Source organism: Roseofilum sp. (genome assembly GCF_982964205.1).
In genome coordinates this window covers 10,636-30,796 of sequence record NZ_CEZBFX010000032.1, presented here as the reverse complement: position 1 = coordinate 30,796, position 20,161 = coordinate 10,636, and the positions used below count along the sequence as shown (strand labels likewise).

At 44.8% G+C, this 20,161-nt stretch carries 18 protein-coding genes; 12 read left to right on the top strand and 6 right to left on the bottom strand.

The features are described 5' to 3' along the window. Positions 1-173 precede the first annotated feature (173 nt). Complete coding sequence (locus AC3A14_RS10475; RefSeq protein ID WP_318732901.1) at positions 174-566, bottom strand: AbrB family transcriptional regulator; 393 nt, start codon at positions 564-566, stop codon at positions 174-176. Between the two features lie 228 nt (positions 567-794). Between AC3A14_RS10475 and AC3A14_RS10470 the strand changes: the two genes are divergently transcribed. The 3 genes from AC3A14_RS10470 to pyrR all read left to right on the top strand — a co-directional run bounded on the left by AC3A14_RS10470 (position 795) and on the right by pyrR (position 2,887). Beyond that, entirely contained in the window at positions 795-1,238 is a 444-nt protein-coding gene (locus AC3A14_RS10470) for an Rrf2 family transcriptional regulator (protein ID WP_318732900.1), read from the top strand. A gap of 11 nt (positions 1,239-1,249) precedes the next feature. After that, entirely contained in the window at positions 1,250-2,242 is a 993-nt protein-coding gene (cbiB, locus tag AC3A14_RS10465) for an adenosylcobinamide-phosphate synthase CbiB (RefSeq protein ID WP_318732899.1), read from the top strand. A 102-nt stretch (positions 2,243-2,344) separates the two neighbouring features. Further along, positions 2,345-2,887 (top strand): bifunctional pyr operon transcriptional regulator/uracil phosphoribosyltransferase PyrR, encoded by a 543-nt coding sequence (gene pyrR / locus AC3A14_RS10460; RefSeq protein ID WP_318732898.1) that lies wholly within the window; start codon positions 2,345-2,347, stop codon positions 2,885-2,887. 39 nt (positions 2,888-2,926) lie between these two features. Here the strand turns inward: pyrR and dapB are convergent, their stop codons facing one another. Beyond that, entirely contained in the window at positions 2,927-3,754 is an 828-nt protein-coding gene (gene dapB / locus AC3A14_RS10455) for a 4-hydroxy-tetrahydrodipicolinate reductase (protein WP_413039032.1), read from the bottom strand. Positions 3,755-4,195: 441 nt separating this feature from the next. Between dapB and AC3A14_RS10450 the strand changes: the two genes are divergently transcribed. Both AC3A14_RS10450 and AC3A14_RS10445 read left to right on the top strand, forming a co-directional pair. After that, positions 4,196-6,793, top strand: coding sequence for an adenylate/guanylate cyclase domain-containing protein (locus tag AC3A14_RS10450; protein WP_318732896.1), 2,598 nt, complete (start codon positions 4,196-4,198; stop codon positions 6,791-6,793). Continuing rightward, entirely contained in the window at positions 6,790-7,986 is a 1,197-nt protein-coding gene (locus AC3A14_RS10445; RefSeq protein ID WP_318732895.1) for a DegT/DnrJ/EryC1/StrS family aminotransferase, read from the top strand. Before AC3A14_RS10450 ends, AC3A14_RS10445 begins: the two co-directional genes overlap by 4 nt. Before the next feature lie 131 nt (positions 7,987-8,117). Here the strand turns inward: AC3A14_RS10445 and AC3A14_RS10440 are convergent, their stop codons facing one another. From AC3A14_RS10440 to AC3A14_RS10430, 3 genes are all read right to left on the bottom strand, one after another. Next, positions 8,118-8,309, bottom strand: a complete 192-nt coding sequence (locus tag AC3A14_RS10440) for a hypothetical protein (RefSeq protein WP_318719018.1) — start codon at positions 8,307-8,309, stop codon at positions 8,118-8,120. A 207-nt stretch (positions 8,310-8,516) separates the two neighbouring features. After that, positions 8,517-8,885 carry a YccF domain-containing protein gene (locus AC3A14_RS10435; RefSeq protein ID WP_318732894.1) on the bottom strand — a complete coding sequence of 123 codons (369 nt, stop codon included), beginning with the start codon at positions 8,883-8,885 and terminating at the stop codon, positions 8,517-8,519. Between the two features lie 91 nt (positions 8,886-8,976). Then, the gene (locus tag AC3A14_RS10430; protein ID WP_318732893.1) at positions 8,977-9,858 is read right to left on the bottom strand and encodes a WYL domain-containing protein; all 882 of its coding nucleotides are present in this window, start codon (positions 9,856-9,858) and stop codon (positions 8,977-8,979) included. Between the two features lie 217 nt (positions 9,859-10,075). On the opposite strand from AC3A14_RS10430, the gene cas3 reads away from it, so the two are divergent. The 5 genes from cas3 (at position 10,076) to cas5d (ending at position 18,170) form a co-directional block, all read left to right on the top strand. Next, a complete protein-coding gene (cas3, locus tag AC3A14_RS10425) occupies positions 10,076-12,256 on the top strand; it encodes a type I-D CRISPR-associated helicase Cas3' (RefSeq protein WP_318732892.1) in 2,181 nt (726 codons plus the stop codon). Next, positions 12,244-12,693, top strand: coding sequence for a type VII toxin-antitoxin system HepT family RNase toxin (gene hepT, locus AC3A14_RS10420; protein WP_318732891.1), 450 nt, complete (start codon positions 12,244-12,246; stop codon positions 12,691-12,693). The genes cas3 and hepT overlap by 13 nt, the downstream gene beginning before the upstream one ends. Further along, positions 12,686-16,180, top strand: coding sequence for a type I-D CRISPR-associated protein Cas10d/Csc3 (gene cas10d / locus AC3A14_RS10415; protein WP_318732890.1), 3,495 nt, complete (start codon positions 12,686-12,688; stop codon positions 16,178-16,180). Before hepT ends, cas10d (AC3A14_RS10415) begins: the two co-directional genes overlap by 8 nt. A gap of 103 nt (positions 16,181-16,283) precedes the next feature. Next, entirely contained in the window at positions 16,284-17,291 is a 1,008-nt protein-coding gene (gene cas7d, locus AC3A14_RS10410; RefSeq protein WP_318732889.1) for a type I-D CRISPR-associated protein Cas7/Csc2, read from the top strand. A gap of 147 nt (positions 17,292-17,438) precedes the next feature. Further along, positions 17,439-18,170: a type I-D CRISPR-associated protein Cas5/Csc1 gene (cas5d, locus tag AC3A14_RS10405; protein WP_318734339.1), complete on the top strand. Its 732-nt coding sequence runs from the start codon at positions 17,439-17,441 to the stop codon at positions 18,168-18,170. A gap of 36 nt (positions 18,171-18,206) precedes the next feature. On the opposite strand, the gene AC3A14_RS10400 is transcribed toward cas5d, so the two are convergent. Then, entirely contained in the window at positions 18,207-19,073 is an 867-nt protein-coding gene (locus AC3A14_RS10400) for a helix-turn-helix transcriptional regulator (RefSeq protein ID WP_318732887.1), read from the bottom strand. Between the two features lie 84 nt (positions 19,074-19,157). On the opposite strand from AC3A14_RS10400, the gene AC3A14_RS10395 reads away from it, so the two are divergent. Beyond that, positions 19,158-19,346 carry a hypothetical protein gene (locus tag AC3A14_RS10395; protein WP_318732886.1) on the top strand — a complete coding sequence of 63 codons (189 nt, stop codon included), beginning with the start codon at positions 19,158-19,160 and terminating at the stop codon, positions 19,344-19,346. Between the two features lie 60 nt (positions 19,347-19,406). Continuing rightward, a partial coding sequence (cas10d, locus tag AC3A14_RS10390; RefSeq protein WP_487778991.1) for a type I-D CRISPR-associated protein Cas10d/Csc3 occupies positions 19,407-20,161 on the top strand: 755 nt, incomplete at its 3' end.

Genomic DNA, 20,161 nt, shown 5'->3' with positions numbered 1-20,161 from the left:
ACCCCAGACCTAGGGAGAAATCAGGTTAAGAATCCTTACTCTTTTGAGGCGGTCTCCAGATTCACTCTGTTCTGGAGTCTTCTTCCTGCATTTCTCCCCTGAACCCGAATTCACGGGCGTGGATTCAGAGAGGTTAGATTGCCCACTGGTTGCTCGAAAGGGAGAGCAAATACTTATTCTTCGACGTTATCTTCACCTCCGATTTGCTTCAGATGAATATGTTTGCGACCTAAAGAGATTTCAAACTCATCACCCTGTTGTAGATTCATCTGCTTAGTGTAGGCTGCTCCAATAAGTAAGTTGCCATTCGATTGAACCGTAATCCGATAGCTGGCACTGCGTCCGCCTCGTCCATTCGATGAGCTTTTCCCATCCAGCTCAATTCCTTCTGCATCGATCAATGCATTGAGGAATTTCATCATATTCACCCGTTCTACTCCACCTTTAGTGAAGGTACAGTAGCCACATGCTTTCGCTTTCTCTTCTTTGCTCAGGTGGTCTAGCTCTTTAACCTTGTCAACTAACTCTTGACCGACTAGAGGTTTTGTTTTCTCTGCTTTACTCATTACTTAATGGCTCAATTTAGAACTGTTTTCAGTTTAACGGATATTTGCCGAAAAAAAAAAGGTTTTTCTTTCCAACGGCTAGTAACAATATATTACAACACCTGGCACAAAAGTTGGCCCATGTCAGAATAAAATCGTGACCTCAGACAACCGGATGCTAAGTAAGCGATTGTGAGGGTTTCCATAAAGGTCATAAGTCACCCATCCGATTAATAGATTCTCCTAGAGATGAAGTTGACAACCCGGGGTCATTATAGTGTTAAGGCCCTGTTAGATTTAACCTTACAACCCGGCTATGGCCCGTCATCTGTGCAGGCGATCGCCACTCGTCAAGATATCTCGGCTGCCTATTTAGAAAAACTCTTAATTCAACTGCGAGAAGCGGGCTTAGTTTATTCTGTTCGAGGGGCACAAGGAGGCTACGGTTTAGCCCATCAACCTGCCCATATTTCTCTAGGGCAAGTCCTCGAAGCAGTCGGTGAAAGCTTACCTTCTCTAGCCAATCGTCCTCCCGATAGCAATCAAGTAGAAGACTGGGTAACCTATAGTTTATGGAATCGCCTCCATCAAAAACTTAAAGAATCCCTGTATACTATTTCCCTAGAAGATCTCTACTTCGATGCTCGTAGTTGGCAAGCCTCCCAAGGGGAAGCCAGTAATTTTGTGGTTTAGGGCAAAAACTTATGGTATGCTTCTGGCCCCAGATCTCTTTAGCGATCGCCTCAATTCTGGATTTTGCGATCGGCGATCCTTGGCATTGGCCTCACCCCGTTCAACTCATGGGAAAACTGATTGCTCAGGGCACAGAGTTTATCCTTAAATCTTTCCACTCTCCCCAGAGCCAACGGTGGGCAGGAGTTATCCTAGGGCTTACCCTCATAGGCATGGCGGCCCTAGTTAGTGATAGAATCGTCTGGCTGGCTAACAAGGGTCATCCTCTCCTAGGAATCGGTATTGAAAGCATACTTTTAGCCAGTTGTTTTGCGGGCAGAAGTTTACACCATGCTGCCCTGGATGTCCTCAATCATCTACAAGCTGGAGATCTCCCCAACGCTCGCCAAAAGCTCAGTTTGTATGTAGGTCGAGATACCCAAACCCTCAATGAACCAGAAATTCTTCGGGCCGTCCTAGAAACGATCGCTGAAAATGCCATTGATGGTGTGACAGCGCCCCTCTTTTATGCTATTTTGGGCAGTCTAATTCCTGGTTTGGGGGGACTCCCTCTGGCGATGGGTTATAAGGCTGCCAGTACCTTAGATTCAATGATTGGTTATCGAGAATCTCCCTACTTATATATCGGTTGGTTTAGTGCCAAGCTGGAAGACTTACTAACTTGGCTTCCCTGTCGCTTAACAGTGATTACTCTGGGTCTATTATCCGGTCAATTAAAAAAAGTTTGGGTTCTGTGCAAACGGGATGCAGTCCATGACCCTAGCCCTAATTCTGGATGGAGTGAATGTGTCTATGCAGCCATTTTAGGAGTGCAATTAGGGGGAGTCAATCGCTACGGCACAACGATCAAAATCAAACCCCTTTTAGGCGATCGTATCCACCCCATTACCCCCACTTCTATCAGCAAAGCCCTAAGCCTAACTCGCCATTGTTTTCTCATTTGGTTAGGGTTAGGGATTAGCCTGGGATTCCGCCTCTCGGATTGGGGCTTAGACCTCTTCTGAGCTACCCTGTCGATCGCCCTCGCTTTTTTCCGGTGAATCGACGATAATCAAAAGACCACTTCCCCGAAACTTGTCCGAAGTCCTCCCTATCTCAGTGCAATTATGGCCACTCAAATTGTTGAAATTCTTGATGCTGACGAAATTCGTCGAACCTTAACTCGGTTAGCTTCCCAAATTATTGAAAAATCAGGGGAATTATCCCAAATCGTGCTATTGGGTATCCATACCCGTGGAGTTCCTTTGGCCCATTTAATTGCTGAACAAATCATGTTGCTCGAACAAACCCCTATTGCGGTGGGAGCATTAGATGTGACATTTTATCGGGATGACTTGGAGCAAATTGGGGTAAGAACGCCTGCAAAGACAGAAATTCCCCTCGATTTATCAGGGAAAACCGTCGTTTTAGTTGATGATGTCATCTATAAAGGGCGAACGATTCGAGCGGCTCTGAATGCAGTCAGTGATTATGGAAGACCGGCAGAAATTTGGTTGGTGGTGTTGGTGGATAGGGGCCATCGGGAGCTACCCATTCACCCAGATTTCGCGGGGAAACAGTTGCCCACCTCTAGGGAAGAAAAGGTGAAAGTTTACTTAAAAGAGGTGGATGGCCGGGATGCTGTAGAATTACAGCGCTTCGAGCTGTAATGTCATCAGTTAAAGAAACTAAACTCTATAAATTATAAATTACAGAATCTTCTCCAGACCATAGACCAGAGTTTTCAGTTCTAAGACTTTACGAATAGCTAACAGAACGCCAGGCATATAGCAAAGGCGATCGCTGGTATCGTGGCGTAAGGTATATAATTCTCCAGGGGAACCGAATAAGACTTCCTGATGGGCAATTAACCCTGGAAGGCGCACGCTATGAATCCGAATATTCTCATCCGCTAAACCTCCCCTCGCTCCCGCTATATTTTCCTTCTCCTTGACCTTGGGAGGATTATAAGATTTACCTAACTCACCTAACAATTGGGCCGTTTTTATCGCTGTTCCACTGGGAGCATCTGCTTTCTGGTCATGATGGAGTTCAATAATCTCTACATGGTCGAAATATTTTGACGCTTGGATGGCCGCCTGTTGTAATAGAACCATACCAATAGAAAAATTCGGAATTACTAAACACCCCGTACTGGCTTTATCGGCAAATTCTGCCAACTCTTGGAGTTGCTGGGGACTCAGACCGGTTGTCCCAACCACCGGACGAATACCATAGGCGATCGCACTGCGGACATTTTCATAGACCGAATCCGGGTGCGTAAAATCTACCATTACCCCCAACTGACTCTCTTGAGTCCCATAGGCTAGCATCGACTCCAACTGATTCAGAACGGGGACTTCTAGAGGGCCACATCCAGCTACTTCTCCTACATCCTTGCCCTTATGATCCGGATTGAGATCCACCCCCCCAATCAACTTCATATCCTCAGCTTGGGAAACAGCCTTAATGACCTCTCGGCCCATTTTCCCGGCTGCACCATTGACAATTACTGGAATCGGCCGATCGCTCATCATCAACTCCTGAATCATAAAACAAACAAGCACAATTGGCAGATCGTCCCTTGGCGTTAAGTCCTCTAGAAAGACACAATAGAACAGTTAGGCGATCAGAGGCTTATCCTATCATGACCCTTGACATTCCAACATAGATCGACTGTCTTCTTCAGATGATCCGGTTCCCTTGACAATCTCCTTGGAGAGAGGATAATAACACTCTTTTATCTTTGACTAAAACTTAAATGGACTTAGAGATCTATGACCCTCAGCCATCATAAAATCTATTATCATAGCTCAATATTAGAACAAATCTCAGTCCTAATCTGAGCGGATGTAACGATACTTCCTCGCCAAGTAAGTTTCTCCATCTAATCTAATTGCTACAACTCCAGATGTGACAGGGTGCGATAAGCAGCAAGACAGTTTGCCGCTGATGCCAACCATACCAACCATAAAAACATGATGCACCGTTCCTTACAGGTACCTGTTCATGTCGGACTCAGTCCGAAACACCAGCCGATGAGAGACAAGGATAAAACGAAAGAAGAATTGGTACAGGAATTAGTCAGCCTGCGCCAGCAAGTGATTAACTTGCAACATCAACTGCGGTCAACTCAGGCTGACTGGGAAAGCCGATGGGAAAAAACAGAAGCTGAACTCAAGTCTGAGGTAGAGGCTCGCACGGCAGCGCTCAAGGAGTCTAACGATCAGTTTGTGGCAGAGATTGCTGAACGCTATCAAGCCCTTCATGCCTTGCGCACGGCTAAAGATCAATTAGAAGCCATTTTAGAAGCGGTACCGGGAACGGTCTCTTGGATTAGTCACGATCTGCGCTACCTGGGAGTTAATCGTCATTTAGCAGAGATCTTTAATTTGCCCCCAGAAGAATTTGCTGGCAAACCCTTGGGCTTTTTAGGGAGTAGTGATGGATTCGATCGATTTGTGCAAGATTTCTTTGCCAGTGATACTCTGGAAGCCTTTCGGGAAGTGGCGATGCGTATTAAGGGAAAACATCGAATATTCTTGATTGTGGCCCAAAAATATGATAGGAATAAGGCGGCTTTTACAGTCGGAATTGATATTACCGAACGCAAAGAAGCAGAAGAAGCTCTACGCGAAGCAGAAAATAAGTATCGGACGATTTTTGAAAATGCAGTGGAGGGCATTTTTCAGACGACTCCCGACGGGCGCTATTTAAGTGCTAATCCGGCTTTAGCTCGAATTTATGGATATGGCTCCCCAGAAGACTTGAAAAGTATGCTTATTGATGTTGAGTCTCAGCTTTATCTCGATCCTCAACGACGACAAGAATTTATTAATTTGCTAGAGCAGTACGATTCTATTGTGGGGTTTGAGTCCCAGATTCGCCGGTTGGATGGCAAATTAACGTGGATTTCCGAGAATGGGCGATCGGTGCGGGATAAGGCGGGTAATTTGCTCTATTACGAGGGAACGGTTGAGGATATTACCGAGCGTAAGCAAGCAGAGGAGCAACTGCGGCGACTGAATGAAGAGTTGGAGCAGCGAGTTGAGGAAAGAACGGTTGAGTTAAAGCAGGCGGTGGATCAGTTAACCGTGGAGGTAGCCGAACGGGAACGGGTGGAAGCAGCGCTGCGGGTGTCTGAGGCAGAATTGCGGGCATTGTTTGCGGCGATGACGGATATTATTACGGTGTTTGATGCTGAAGGTCGGTTTATGAAGGTAGTTTCGACGAATTCGGAGACCTTGTTTAGTCCCACGACCGATCGCATCGGAAAAACGGTTTATGATGTTTTTCCTCCCGAACAAGCAGAGCTTTTTGCCCAGCAAATTCAGGCGGTTGTAGAAACGGGGCAAACCATGAACTTAGAGTATTCTTTGCCTGTTTCTCTGATGCCAGGAATGGTGGCGGAAAATCGGGATTTTCTCTCTCAGGATACGCAGGGAAATGAGGTGTGGTTTGCTGCTAGTGTTTCTCCGATGCCAGATAGTTGCGTGATTTGGGTAGCTCGGAATATCACGGAACGCAAGCGAGTTGTGGATGCTATGCGGGCGGCAGAAGAAAAATATCGAAGTATTTTTGAGAATGCAGCCGAAGGTATTTTTCAACTGACTCCAGATGGATGCTATTTGAGTGCCAATCCAGCTTTGGCTCGGATGTATGGTTATTCGTCTCCAGAGGAGTTAATGGAGCGCTTGCGAAATGTGGGGACTCATCTTTATGTCGATCCAGGTCGTCGAGAAGAGTTTATGAGGTTGATTGAGCGGGAAAATGCGGTCTCTAATTTTGATTCTCAGGTGTATCGCCAGGATCGCAGTATTATTTGGACTTCTGAGAAGGCTAGAGCCGTTCGCGATGAGCAAGGAAATTTATTGTTTTGTGAGGGAACAGTAGAGGATATTACAAAGCGGAAGGAGGCGGAAGCCGCCTTAAGGGCAGAGCAGGAGAAGTCGGAAGATTTGCTCTTAAATATATTGCCCGGGGCGATCGCCCAACGGCTGAAACAGGAAGAGAAAAATTTGATCGCCGATCGCTTTGATGAGGTGACCATTTTGTTTGCTGATATCGTGGGCTTTACCCGCATGTCTTCAGGAATTTCGGCAACGGAGTTGGTCAATTTGCTCAATGAAATCTTTTCTCAATTTGACAAATTGGCGAAAAAACATCAAGTGGAAAAGATTAAAACTATTGGGGATTCTTATATGGTGGTCAGTGGGATTCCGATGCCCCGTGAGGATCATGCGGAGGCGATCGCCCAAATGGCGCTGGATATGCAACGGGCAATTCCTCGCTTTCGTCAACCGAATGGTCAACCGCTTCAATTGCGAATTGGCATGAGTACAGGTCCTGTGGTGGCTGGGGTAATTGGGATGGCGAAGTTTATTTATGATTTGTGGGGAGATGCGGTGAATGTGGCTTCGCGTATGGAATCTATGGGCATTCCGGGTAAAATTCAGGTGACTGAAGCGGCCTATGAACGGCTTAAACATCGCTATTCATTTGAAAAGCGGGGTGAAATTGAGGTGAAGGGGAAAGGGATGATGACGACCTATTGGTTGATAGGAACTGAGCTTTGAAAACCTATCCACGCTTGGGATTGGATGTGCAATGGCCAGATCTGATCGGTGGATTCGTTGGGGGTTCACAGTCGAGATTAGAATTAGAAGGGGCGATCGCTTCCCATTGGCCCCCTTCCCGTTCTCTTCAAGTCACCCTCTCCGTTAGAACAGCGTTCGATTTGCTCTTGCAAGCACTGGATTTTCCTCCAGGGACCGGGGTGCTCATGAGTGGGGTGAATGTACGCCACATGGTTGAGATTGTTGAATTTCATGGTCTGGTTCCCATTCCTGTCGATCTAGACTTAGATACCTTAGCTCCTAATTTAGACCATTTCCGCCGCCTCATTTCGCCTCAGACCCGTCTATTTGTCATGGCCCATTTGTTTGGATCAATTATTCCTCTCGCGCCGTATATTGACCTCTGTCGCCAACATCAGATTATTTTGGTAGAAGATTGTGCCCAAGCTTTTGCTCAGTCTTATTACTTGGGGGATGAACAAGTAGAGGTGAGTTTATTTAGTTTCGGCCCGATCAAGACTTGTACGGCATTGGGGGGTGGTGTGGCGATTGTTCGTGATTACGCTCTGGCCAATAAAATGAGAGAAATTGGCGATCGCTATCCCCTCAAAGGCGATCGCTGGTATAGACAACGCCTGATCAAATATTTAGCTATTAAAGCGATCTGTGACCCTTATCTGTATAATGCTCTGGTGCGATCGATACAGCTCCTAGGTAAAGATGTAGATCGGGAGATCGGATCGAGCGCCAGAGGGTTTAGATCTAGGGAACTCATCCCCCAACTGAGGCAAAAACCCCCTCAACTGTTATTGCAATTTTTGGCTCATCGGCTGCAAACTTGTCCGAGTTATGGCGATCGTATCCTTAGAGCAAAAAGGCTTTTAAGTCAACTCGATAGTTCGGTTATCTGGCCCGGATATCGTGCTACTCAACACTCGTTTTGGGTCGTTCCGATTCAAACTCCATCGCCTAAGCTTTGGATGAAAACACTGCGCGATTCTGGCTTTGATGCTACTCAAGGAAATACGAGCTTAATTGCCATTCCGACACCGCAAGGAAGCCCGTTACCACACGCTCAAGAACTAATACAAACCCTACTATATTTACCCATTTCTCCTGCATTACCGGCTAGTGAGGAACAGCGATTAATTCAACTGATTAACTCCCTGATAGCAATAGGCAATAGGCAATAGCTTGTATGGTTTGGGATCTAAGATTTCAGGCTGTACTCTATAGAAGAGAGGAGTTCTATAGCAGAGAAAGAGAGTGCTAGGACATTTTCTATTGCTAGAGTACCTATTGCTAGAGTACCTCAAACCATAACCTAGCGAAGTTGACACACTCTTTGTAGGCGATCTCCTTCAACCACAAACACATTACACTGCACTTGATCTTGCTCAAGCTGCTCTAGTAAGGACATTTTCGACTGGTTGGATAAAACGCGATCGGATACCAGAGGATTAAACACGGCAGCCATCAGGGTTGAAAAGGTCAAAAGAACAAAACTCACATTCATCAGGTCAAATCTCCGTTCGCTGCTTTAGCTAACTGTCTCCTAAATTCATCTGGGATTACCCGGATACTATTGGCTACCTCTTAGCTGTTATAATCCAATTCTGGAAAAAAAACAAGCGGAAACACGAATAGACTGTTCCAGAATTGTAACCGTCTACTCTTAGGCGATCGGGGGGTTAGCTTCGGTATTTTCTTAGAAGCACCCCAGCTAATGAAGTTCCCGTCCGAAGGGAAACAAGGCTAAAGGAATTAACTTAAAGTGCTGTTGAGCAAAAGGAATACCAATAATGGTAATAAATAAAAGCGCCCCATGGAGGAGGTGAGAAAGGGCAATTTCCCAACCAAAGCAAACCACCCAAATGATATTCAAGATCATGGGAATTACGCCAGATGCACCGGGACTCACTTCGATCTCTTTACCAAATGGGGTAAAGGTGGCAAAACCAATTTTCATGGTTTGTAAACCGAACGGAATTCCGATAATGGTGATACACATACCCAGACCACCGATAATATAGCCCAATCCAGAGATGAATCCACCACAAATCAACCAGATCAGGTTACCGAAGAGTGTCATAACTGGTTTATCTCCCGTTGAAAGACTAAATGGGTTGATTGTATCAAACCTAGAGTTCGATATTTAATAATGTCAAGAAGGTTTGAGAGGATTAGGGGCGATCGCCCTCTTCTGCGAAAGCAATGCCATATTGTTGACATTGCTTTCGCAGTTCTTGAATGTAGCGATCGCGCAGATTCTGCGGTGCAATAATCTCACAGTTTTTCCCGTAGGGGCGAATATCGCGCATGAACCAGAAGCTACTATAGATCTGGCGGATTACCTGTCGAGTGGGGGGATCGCCTTCGAGGTTGCCAACGGAGCGATCGCCGGGTTTGCTGCGGTATCCAAAGGCTAATCCTCCAGATAGGCGCAATTCTACGGTGATGTATTCTAAGTCGGGTTGCCATTTTTGGTTAACAGAAACTACGGCGGCTTCTTGGATGCGCTCTAGCAGCAGGCTCCAATTGTGGCAGAGTTCTTTGATATCGTAATTCCCTTCCGTTTCTTGGCAACGACAGAGCAGATATTCTCGTTTTTCAATGGGGATAATGCGAGCATAAAGAACTGTGTAATGAAACAGGCGATCGGCGGCATCTCGGTAGGAGAGGCGGAAGGGTTGTTGACGATCGATGAAGGTTTCAATTTGTTCTCTCCATGCGGGAATGGGAGCGTTGAGAAAGGCTTCGATTTCTTGTCTTAGGGGAAGCGAGAGTTCGCCGCGATCGCACAATATTTGGGCAATTTCCTTGGCTTCTGTGACTTCTCGATGATCGACTAGTAGATTTCTAACGCGGTTGAGCAGTTCGATCCGCTCCGGTAACCAGTCGTTATTGGGAGCGATGCGGAGCTGTTGCCGGGCGATCGCCGTAATTAACTTGGAGATATTCGGCTTGTCTCCCCATGTCATGCCGAATTCTTCCGCAAGTTGCTCTAAATGGGCTTTGTCTCGTTCGGATACGGATAGAGTTATGGATTGACCTTTACGACTCATGTTTGTACGGACACTTTTTAGGTGTAGTTGTTGATTTTCTCTATTTTCAGAACTATTATGGGAGATATCAAGCAGTTACGGACACAAAAATATGGAAATGAAGGAAATGTTAGGCGATCGCACCTAGGAAAAGTCCTTTTCCAGTGACTTGTAGAATAGTGAGTGTGATGAGTGAAGAAGCGATGAAAAAACTATTTTTACTCAAGGCAATTAACCCATGAATGAGTATGCCATTACCCTAAAATCTGTTTATTCTTGTCCAGCAACCGAATCAATTGACAAGATTAAACTCCCCGAAAATTGGCGATTATCTTGGCATCAGTTGGAGACGTGGAAAGCGCTACAAAATCCGGACATTGATGTGGTGTTTAATACGGCGATGACGGGAGATGGTAAGAGTTTAGCCGCCTATTTATCCAGTTTGCAAAGTAAAGAATATTGTATCGCCCTTTACCCCACCAATGAATTGGCGCGAGATCAAGAGAAGCAGGTTCAAGACTATATCGCCACGTTCAAACCGCGCAACGATCTGCGGGTGGTGCGGTTAAGTGGGGCAGAGTTAGAACTGTATGCTGAACAAGAGGGTTTGAAGAAATCTGGGGCGATCGCCACTCGCATCATGCAATCTGATATTATTTTAACCAACCCAGATATCTTTCACTATCTCCATCGAGGCGCATATCTCACCCCGAAAGACAGTCCCGATCGATTATGGCAAAGACTCGATAAAAACTTTGACTTATTTATCTTTGATGAATTCCATGTTTTTGCCGCTCCCCAAATTGCCAGCGTCATCAATACTCTGCTTTTAATTCGCTGTACCAACCGGCGTAAAAAGTTTTTATTTCTCTCAGCTACACCGAATTCAGAGTTCAAAGAAAAATTAAAAGATGCTGGATTTCGTTGCTGTGAAATCAATCCAATCGACGAGCAGAAGTATCAATTTCCAGAGACTCCAGAGGAAGCGCAAGCCTTGTCAGAACAAGATTGGCGCAGAGTTACGGGAGAAATAGTGCTAAACTTCATCCCGTTGGAATCATCAGGGAATTCTTCAGAACAGTGGCTAAAAGACAACAGCGAGTTGATTGTCAAACAGTTTCAGGAAAAGCCAGGCAGTAAAGGCGCAATTATTCTGAATTCTATTGCCGCAGTCAAGCGACTCACTCCATTTTTTAGTAACTTACTCTCTCCCTATGGCTTAGAGGTTGGCGAAAATACCGGATTATCCGGAAAACAAGTTAAAGCTCAGTCTCTCTCGGCAGATTTGGTGATTGGAACCAGCACCATTGATGTGGGGGTTGACTTTAAGATTAACTTCCTATTCTTTGAAGCGGCAGATGGGGGTAATTTTATTCAGCGATTAGGACGATTGGGACGACATGAGGGCTACCATCGGGAGGGAAAATATATCCCGTTTGATGGCTTTACGGCTTATGCTTTGGTTCCCCAGTTTTTGGTTGAACGCCTGTTTAGTGGAGAAACTGCACCCTTAGAACTAGGAAGCCGTTGCGATCGCCCCTTTTCCCACCAGCAAATTACCGAAAACTATCGCCAAATCAATGACTTTCGCGGTTACTATTCCCGGTGGGGTGCGGTGCAGTCGATGGTTTTGTGCAGCAAGTTGAAGCATAAGACAGTTAGAGCCATTTACGAGAAAAGTGCTGAAGCCTTTGAATCGATATCGGAACAGATTTTTAAGACTCGTCTAGTCAAGTTATATGGCTTGAGCAAACGATGGGAAAGAGAATGGCAAGAGCTATCAGGAAATAAAACAGGAAATCCAATTTTAGAAGATGCGGCAAGTTTCCGGGGTTCGAGTAGCTTGCAATACGGTTTATACGATCTGACGGAAACCCATGAGGCAGATCGGTTCAAAACCTATGAGTTACCGGGGATTTTGGGAAATTTGGATGTCGAAGTGATGACGGAGAAGGCGTTTATGTATTCGCTTCGGGAAACTGGCGATCGCCTGAATACCGTGATTCCCAAGGGACAATTTCGCCATTGCTTGGGGTTTATGAAACTGCACGCTTATCGGGAAGAGCGCCTTAATTGGCGGTTCATTTATCCCGGAGATCTGCAACCGGTGGCGGATGCCTGGAAGGTTCAGGTTTTGGTGGGGTTGGAAGTTTGGCAACCCGAAAATCCTTGGATCGATGGTATTAATAAGCGTCTGAAGCGTCAGGGGTTGGTGAGCTATGTGTTGCGGTTTCCAGTGGGTGAAGTGCGATCGCGTCTACGTTTGCCGATGCATTTCCAGATTTACCCCATCAGCGATGCCAACAGTCTGCTCGATCCTAGCGCACCTTATTCTATTGCCTTCGGACAATCGGCACTGCTGATCGATACTCTCGCGTACACCTTGAAGAGCAAAGGAGATGAAGAATGGATTGTTTAGAAATCAATTCCCATATTATTTCCAGAAAACTTGACTTTTTGAATCATTATCTGAATCACTTGGAGTCTTTCCGTTTCATTGTGTTAGCCGACTACCTCAAGAATTCCCATACACAATTAGTTGTCGAGCGCTTATTACACCTTGCCTCTGAAGTGGCATTAGATGTCAATCTACATCTGCTCAACAGCCTAGGTATATCACAAACTAAAAAGGATTGCGATCTATTTCTTGAAATCAGCAAATATGATATTCTTGAATTAGAATTAGCTGAAAATTTAGAATCCTTGAATAGGTTAAGAAATCAATTAATCTATCTGTATGATGAAATCGATCCAGTACAAGTCTACAATAGAATTGAACTCGCTCTACAGGAATATCCCAAGTATCAAAGACAAATTATCCAATATTTAGATCCCCTAGAGGACGATCGTGGCTAAAAAACGGAAATCCGATCCAAAAACACAACAACTTTCCCTATTTGATATTGGCAATCCCTCTGAACCAGAAACAGACGAAGACTTAGAAGAGGAATGGGATTCAGAAGAAATCGATCTCGGTTTAGACAAAACAACTCGTGAAATTGCCTCACAACCTACCGAACTGCTGACGCTAAAGCTACTCAAACAAGCCATTACAGCAGAAAATCCAGGCGATCGCATCATGGCGGATTTTGCCGAGTACGTGCTTCCCTATTTACTCAAATATACAATTGGCGTAACGGCTAAAGGTGGCAAATATTTCGATCGCCTAGATGAGGAGCGCGAAGAAGGATACGATCGCCGCAATGCTGCCGATCAATCCTTGAACACCCATCTACTCAATGGATTATTTCCCGCTAACTTAGTCGAGCGAGAACTGCAAAAATTGAATACCACCGTGCGCCGGGAAATTGATGAGCCAGAGCGCCGCTTACTGATTGCCGGGTTTATTCTCCATGACTTTGAGAAATTTGCCGATGTGCCGGAAGATTGCCGGAATCTGCAAAAGGAAGAGCATCGGCAAATCATTGCCCAGAAAATCCTCCAATTGGGATTAGATCGGTTTTTAGATCCCGAAAATCCCCAGGGTTATCAAGACTATATTGATGATTTACTCTGTGTTGCCTACAATGCTCAGAGAAGATGGGGAACGAACTGGAATTTTTCCGAATTTGGACTAAATCCGACTTTACGCGATCGCACTCTCATTTGCCTAGCCGAACTTGCCTGTTTAGCCGACTCCCTTTCCTCCATTATCAAACATCCCCAAGATGCAGAAACTCCGCGCCTGCAACAACTCATTCATAGCCTCAGCGACGGAGAACTAAAGTTTACCTATCACAGCATTTCTGAAAACCGAGGCGTGCTAACCAATGTCGTCAATAACGCCTTAATGGAAGCTCATACTTCTCTAAATGCCCCCTCTCCCGTGGGAGTTTGCGGAGAAGGCAATACAGCTCTAAATGCCCCCTCTCCCGTGGGAGAGGGGGTTGGGGGAGAGGGCAACACATCTCCCACGGAAGAGGGGGTTGGGGGAGAGGGTAACTATTACAAACCCTTACTCTATCTTCCCACAGGCGTAATTTACCTCGCTCATCGAGATGCTCCCCCCATTTCCAGGGAAGACTTACCTAACCGAGTCGTAGACAAAATTAAAGCCTTATGTCGAAATCAATTAGTTCTGCGACAAACGGGATTTAGTCGCGATGGTAAAGGCATGAAATATGCTGATTATTACGAACAGTTTTTCGATATTGTGGGCTTAATGCAAGTCGCATTACAGGCAACCTTGCGGATTTTACATGATAAAAAGCCTTCCGTTGCCAAAAGCCGCAGCGATAACTTAATCAAGTTTCAGCAAAAACAGGTACTCTCAGCCGACTATGACTTTAGCTTCAGCGATGATATCAGATGCGATCGCCTCGCGGAATTCGGAGATGCTCTCACCCGCAAGATTTGGGGAGAGCAAGTCCACAAAATTGAAGCTACTCGCAAAAAAGAGAAGACATTATCCCCATTACCCAATCTCGATTTAGTGCATGAAGTCGCCAAATTTTGGCAACTGGAACCATACTTACCGCAAATTCGCGAAATTCAGCAGATTAACCAGAGCTTAAAAGCCTTAAAACTCAAAGGAAATACCGGAGGCGTTCCCTATGAATGGTACTTTCTCGCAGCTAAATATCTCCAACACCATCCCGGTATCGAAGACGTGCGCGAAACCTGTGAAAAGCTAATTTCCCATATTGCCCAACTCATTAATCCCATTTTAGAGCAATATTCCTTAGCCGATGGTTGGGAAGATGTGCGGTTATGGGTGGAACAAGTGGTAATGTTACCCGATAATCAACCGCAAGAATTGGCAAAAGCTGACATCTTTTTCAAAGAATTGGAGCATTACCAACTGGCGAAAAAACCCGGACGAGGAAAACAGCTCATTTGCTCCATTTCCCATTCTCCCTATAGCGTCAGCGAACAAATGGAGTCAGCCGTTTTATTCACTCCCCAAGTTTACACCAATAAACAGATGTTAGGCGGCTCCAATGCCAAGCGCAATATCTCCAGTATTTCGGGCACAGAGATGATGCTCAGGCAAATTTTGATGAATCAAACCCAAGCCGTTGGCAAACGCTTTGAGGATGGCAAATATCGCTATCTCTACTTCTATCCCACCTACTACTTCACCCCGGAAACCAACAAGTTTCTACATCAAGCTTACCGGAATATTGCTCAAACTCGGTTTAATACGAGTCTGCGTAACCATTTTATCAACGATGACTTGAAAGCTGATTTTAGCCGGGACAATTATCAAAGCGCCGATGTTTTTCTCATGGAAGAAAATTTAGCAACGAAAAAAGCCTTACCCGAAGACGATCCCAACCGCAAATTTGACCGCACATTCAAGCTCTCGTATCCCGAAAATCAGCCTCTCACGTTCTACTTTATGGCACTCCCCCCAGGGCGAGATCCAACCGATACCGAATCTTGGGTAATGCCCACTTGGTTAGCCTTTGCGTTTCCCCTAATTTTAGATGTGAAAACCGTTGTTTCTGAATCTCCTATTCCCCCGTTTAAGGATGGCGCAGAATTCGAGCAAACCGTTTTCCTCGATAGCGCCCCCCAAGCTTTCCAATCCTTAGTGCAAGCCGATTATTTTCGCCTCGACTATATCCTCGAAGGCTGGAAGGAAAAGCACGGCACAAAACTTTATCCTGCACCCCTTAAAGTCCTCACTGCTGCCTATGCCATTCACCTCGATGTTAACGCCAAACAAGGCAAAGGAAAATATGATGCCCACTGGGGTAAACTCTCGGAACTGGCGCGAGATTTGCAAACCAGTCCTCTGACTGTATTTCATTCACTCAATGAATGGGTGCGCCGACAAAATATCGAGAATGTTTCAATTAAGAAAATCCGTCTCTATGCCTATGCCTTTTATCCCTGTTTCGATCCCTATTGTAGTTATGAAGATCGGGAGTTAATCGTGTCAGAAGAATCCGCCTTAAACCATCCCAAAAAACTCACCGAACTCTATCGCCAGTTCTATCGCGCCAATAAGCGATATAACCCCAAAGCCAATGCTGTCTTGAAACCCATTGATATTGCTGCTGAAACCATGCTCAAAGCTGAATCTGCCGTCTTTCAAGGAGAAATGCTCGTTGCTGCTGTTGCTGCTGAGATTTCTAAACTCATGGATCGGGTGCATAATTCCACGGCTGAAGGACGTTGGGTATATCCATCCAACAATAGAGAAGAAGAACGACAGAAAATATTGGAGTTTGCTCAATATTTTGTTGTGGAAGTTTTCGAGAAGTCTTTTTCTGGCGATCGCGCCCGTTTAGCCGGACGACAAATTAACCTCATTCGCGATACCTGCGAATTCCTCTATCGCCTCGAAGATGACAAAGAAAATCAAGAATATGAACAAAACAAAAAAGACTCGTAGGGGCGGGTTTTACGATCAATCTGTAAATCGATCAAAAATTTCGTAAACCCGCCCAAACCTGCCCAAAACAACCTATTTTCACTATATTTAGGAGACCAAAACTATGTCATTTCTAACTACTGTCGATGCCAAATTTTTCCATGATGCTATTCCTTATAAACCCATGGGAAAATATGCTCACTTCCTCACCATCCGTGTCACCGAATCCTATCCTCTCTTTCAAACGGATGGCGAGTTAAATAAATCACGAGTTCGTGCCGGAATCCAAGATCAAACCCCCATTAGTCGCCTTGCCATGTTCAAGCGCAAACAATCTACACCAGAGCGTCTCGTTGGTCGGGAACTCCTGCGAAACTACGGATTGATGACGGCTGAAGAGTGCGAGTACAATGTAAAATTTGCTATGGACAATCCCGACTGTATTATCTACGGATTTGCGATCGGCGATTCCGGTTCGGAGAAATCAAAAGTTGTGGTTGATACTGCTTTTTCCATCACTGATTTTGCTGAGTCTCACGAATCTTTTACTCTAAACGCTCCCTTTGAAAATGGAACCATGGCTTCTAAGGGAGAAGGGGATAGCAACAAGGGAGAAGTTACCAGTCGCATTAACCCACAAGATCACATTAAACCCCAGGTCTTTTTTCCCAGTATCGTCACCCTAAAAGATCCCACAGAAGCCAGTTTTCTCTATGTCTTCAACAATATTTTACGCACCCGCCATTATGGAGCGCAAACCACTCGCACGGGACGGGTTCGCAATCACTGTATTGGTGTGGTTTTTGCTGATGGAGAAATTACCAGCAATCTGCGCTGGACTCAAGCGATTTATGATATTTTGAAGCAAGGAGAAAAACTGGGAGGGTACGATCCCTTGAATGAAGATGATGTAATCGCCGCAGCGCAAACAACAATGACTGATTTAATGCAAGATGAGTATCTGGTTCACCAGGATTATATCGGGGATAACTTCACGCCACTCTTAACGGAAGTGAAGGAAATTATCGGCAATGAAGACAAGCTGAAAGAGTTGTTAACAACGGCAGATGGTGAAGCAAAAACCTATGCTTTAGCTCATATGAAACCGAAGAAACCTGCTGCTGCGAAATAATATCAAATCTGTTTAAACAGTTGTCATTGCAACCGCAGGGAAGCAATCACCAAGATTCGCGAGATTGTAGAGATTGCTTCATTCCACTGCGTTCCATTCGCAATGACTTACCATCACTTATTTTCCGGATTTGATAGAACAACAACTATGGCTTTTATTTATCACCTGCAACTGGAACTTCATGATAGTCTCTATTTCGCTACTCGTGAAATTGGGAGACTGTATGAAACTGAACCGATTATTCACAATTATGCCCTCTGTTATGCGTTGGGATTGGTGGATAATCCTCAATATGCAACTACGGTTAATGAAACTGAGTCTTATCGCTACTTTTGCCGCTATCAAGTTCCCCAATATGAGGAACATCTTACCCCTTTGAATCAACAGGGACTTTATGTGACTCCTGCTTATCCAGTCCATTACCAAACTGTCCTCACGACTTGGAAGTATGCTAATAACAACTACCATGTGGAGATGCAAAAAACAGCGAAAAACTGGCCGAGTTTTGGACGCAATAAGGAGGTTGCGCCAGAGAGCAAGTTTGAATGTTTTGCGATTAGTTCCCAAAAGATTCGCTTTCCGAAGTGGATTCGTTTGGGGAAATGGCTGAGTAAGGCAGAAGTTACTTGTAACAATTTGCAAGAGGTGAAAGCTTCAGTTTCGGAACAAGAGTTTTTCTATCGCAATGCTCTCAATCCTTTGGATGTGATGTTTTCCCATCAAGTGATTAGCTATGATGTGATTAATATGCCTCCAGTGAGTTTGATTCGTAATGTTCATTTGCGTGGTTCTTATTATCAGATTGATATCCAGGATGACTCTCGTCGGCTGAGGTTGAAGCTCCCTGCTGGTATGGCTTACCAATTTGCACCAAGATGAATTAAGGCGCGATCGCCTTTTCGATCGCGCCTATCCTTACTCCCGTTCTGGCATCTCCATCCCATATCGCTGACATTGCTTTCGCAGTTCGTCGATATAGCGATCGCGCAATTTCTGCGGTGCGATAATCTCACAGTCTTCACCATAGCGCCGCACTTCCCGCAATAACCAGAAGGGATTGGATACTTGCCGCACAACCTGTCTTACCTCTCCAATAGTTAGATCTTGGATTTCATCTCCTTTGGGTTCATAGGCTCTGACCATTCCCCTGTAAAAGTGCAAGTACACTTCTAGGGTTTGCAAACCTTCCGGCTGCCAATATCCTGGAGTATCTTCAATAGACAGAATACGATTGAAACGCAAACAACGATTGTGGATCAGTTCGGGGAACTCTGTATTGATCAGATCTTCGGTCTCATCGCACCAAATCTCCAGGTAGGAGCGCTTTTCATGAAAGGAGACTTGAGCATATCGCACGGTAAACATAAGCCTGCTGTTTTGAGCATTTTCGTACCACAGGCGAAAGGGTTGTTGGCGATCGATATAGCGATCGACCCGAATACGCCATGCTTGACTCAGTTGTTTGTCTAGTTGCTCAAAGGATTGTCTTAGGGGTGGGGTTAGATTTCCATGTTTGAGCAACAGATCCAGAATTGTCCGAGCTTCTCCAATGTAGCCCTCATCATCAAGGAGATTGAGCGCTTGACGCAATGCCTGGACTTGACTGCTGTTGAGGGTAAAGAGCTTTTGGGTTTCTGGTGCTTGTTCGGCGATCGCCACCAGTAAACCGGAGATACTGGGTTTGCTTCCCCAGAGAATTTCCAGACGAGCTGCGATCGCCTCCAGTTTTGCCTTCGTTCCTGTCGGGATTGACAGTGTAATCGTTTCTTTTTTCCGAACCATCTAAATTTGTAATTGCACTTTTGCGATTTCTATGCCATACTGGTAATTGTAATTGAAAATATTCCCAACTTGAGGGAAAGACCGATGAAGGAAACATTAGGCGATCGCCTCTTGCATCTGATGTCTGACGGCAACTGGTACTCCACCCAGGAACTGGTAGACAAAATCAGCCATCGCTTCTCCGCCACCATGCATAGCTTGAAGCAACGCGGGTATCAGTTCGATAAGCGTCATGTGGAAAAGAATCAGTACGAATATCGGCTAATCCAGTAGGAAAAAGGCTCTTCCAGTAGCTTGTACAATAGTTAGTGTGATAACCAAGAAGTGATGAATATGAGACAATTAGAACTAAAGCAGACTATTCAAGATTACATAGATATCGTTATTCCAGCTATGTATCACAAAAATTATCATCTGCTCCTGGCGAAAGGAGGGCCAGATTATCCTCATTTAGCTGAACAATCAATGCTCGGACATATTCTTAATGGAGCTTTTGGTTTATTCGAGATTATTAAGTTTATTGAAGCTGAAAAAATATTCTGTTATGGCTTAAATCATTCAAGTATTCGTAAAGCTCTAGCTTTGTACAGTATTCACGATATCCATAAGTTTAACGACTTTCAAAAAATCGGCAATTCCGAATTTTCGATTCCTCTAGAAAGACTAGAGAAAGAATATGAAAATCTTAATTTAGTTGATTTTGCTGGTGAAGTAGACGCACATTTGATGCGATCTGGAAATGTTAGTAAAAGAAGTACGCATCATGGAGATTTATTGCTTTCAAATGATGAGAATGGTAACTTGCTTTGGATTTTAGTCAGAATTGCTGATACTATTGCATCGGTTACATCACCATCTGACTTGGTTTTTTCATTAGAAAACTATTTGAAAGATTTGGCTCCAGAATTTAGGACAAAATACAAACTTTATAGTCACGAATTAAAAGATATTAGAGGAGTCTTGACAAATTCAATACATACTGCTGTAAAAAATCATTTATGTCAAGAACTAGGTTTTCAAGATATAGCCTATTTTTCAACAGGAACCTTATATATTGGAGTTAAACAGATTCATGATTTTTCGAGATC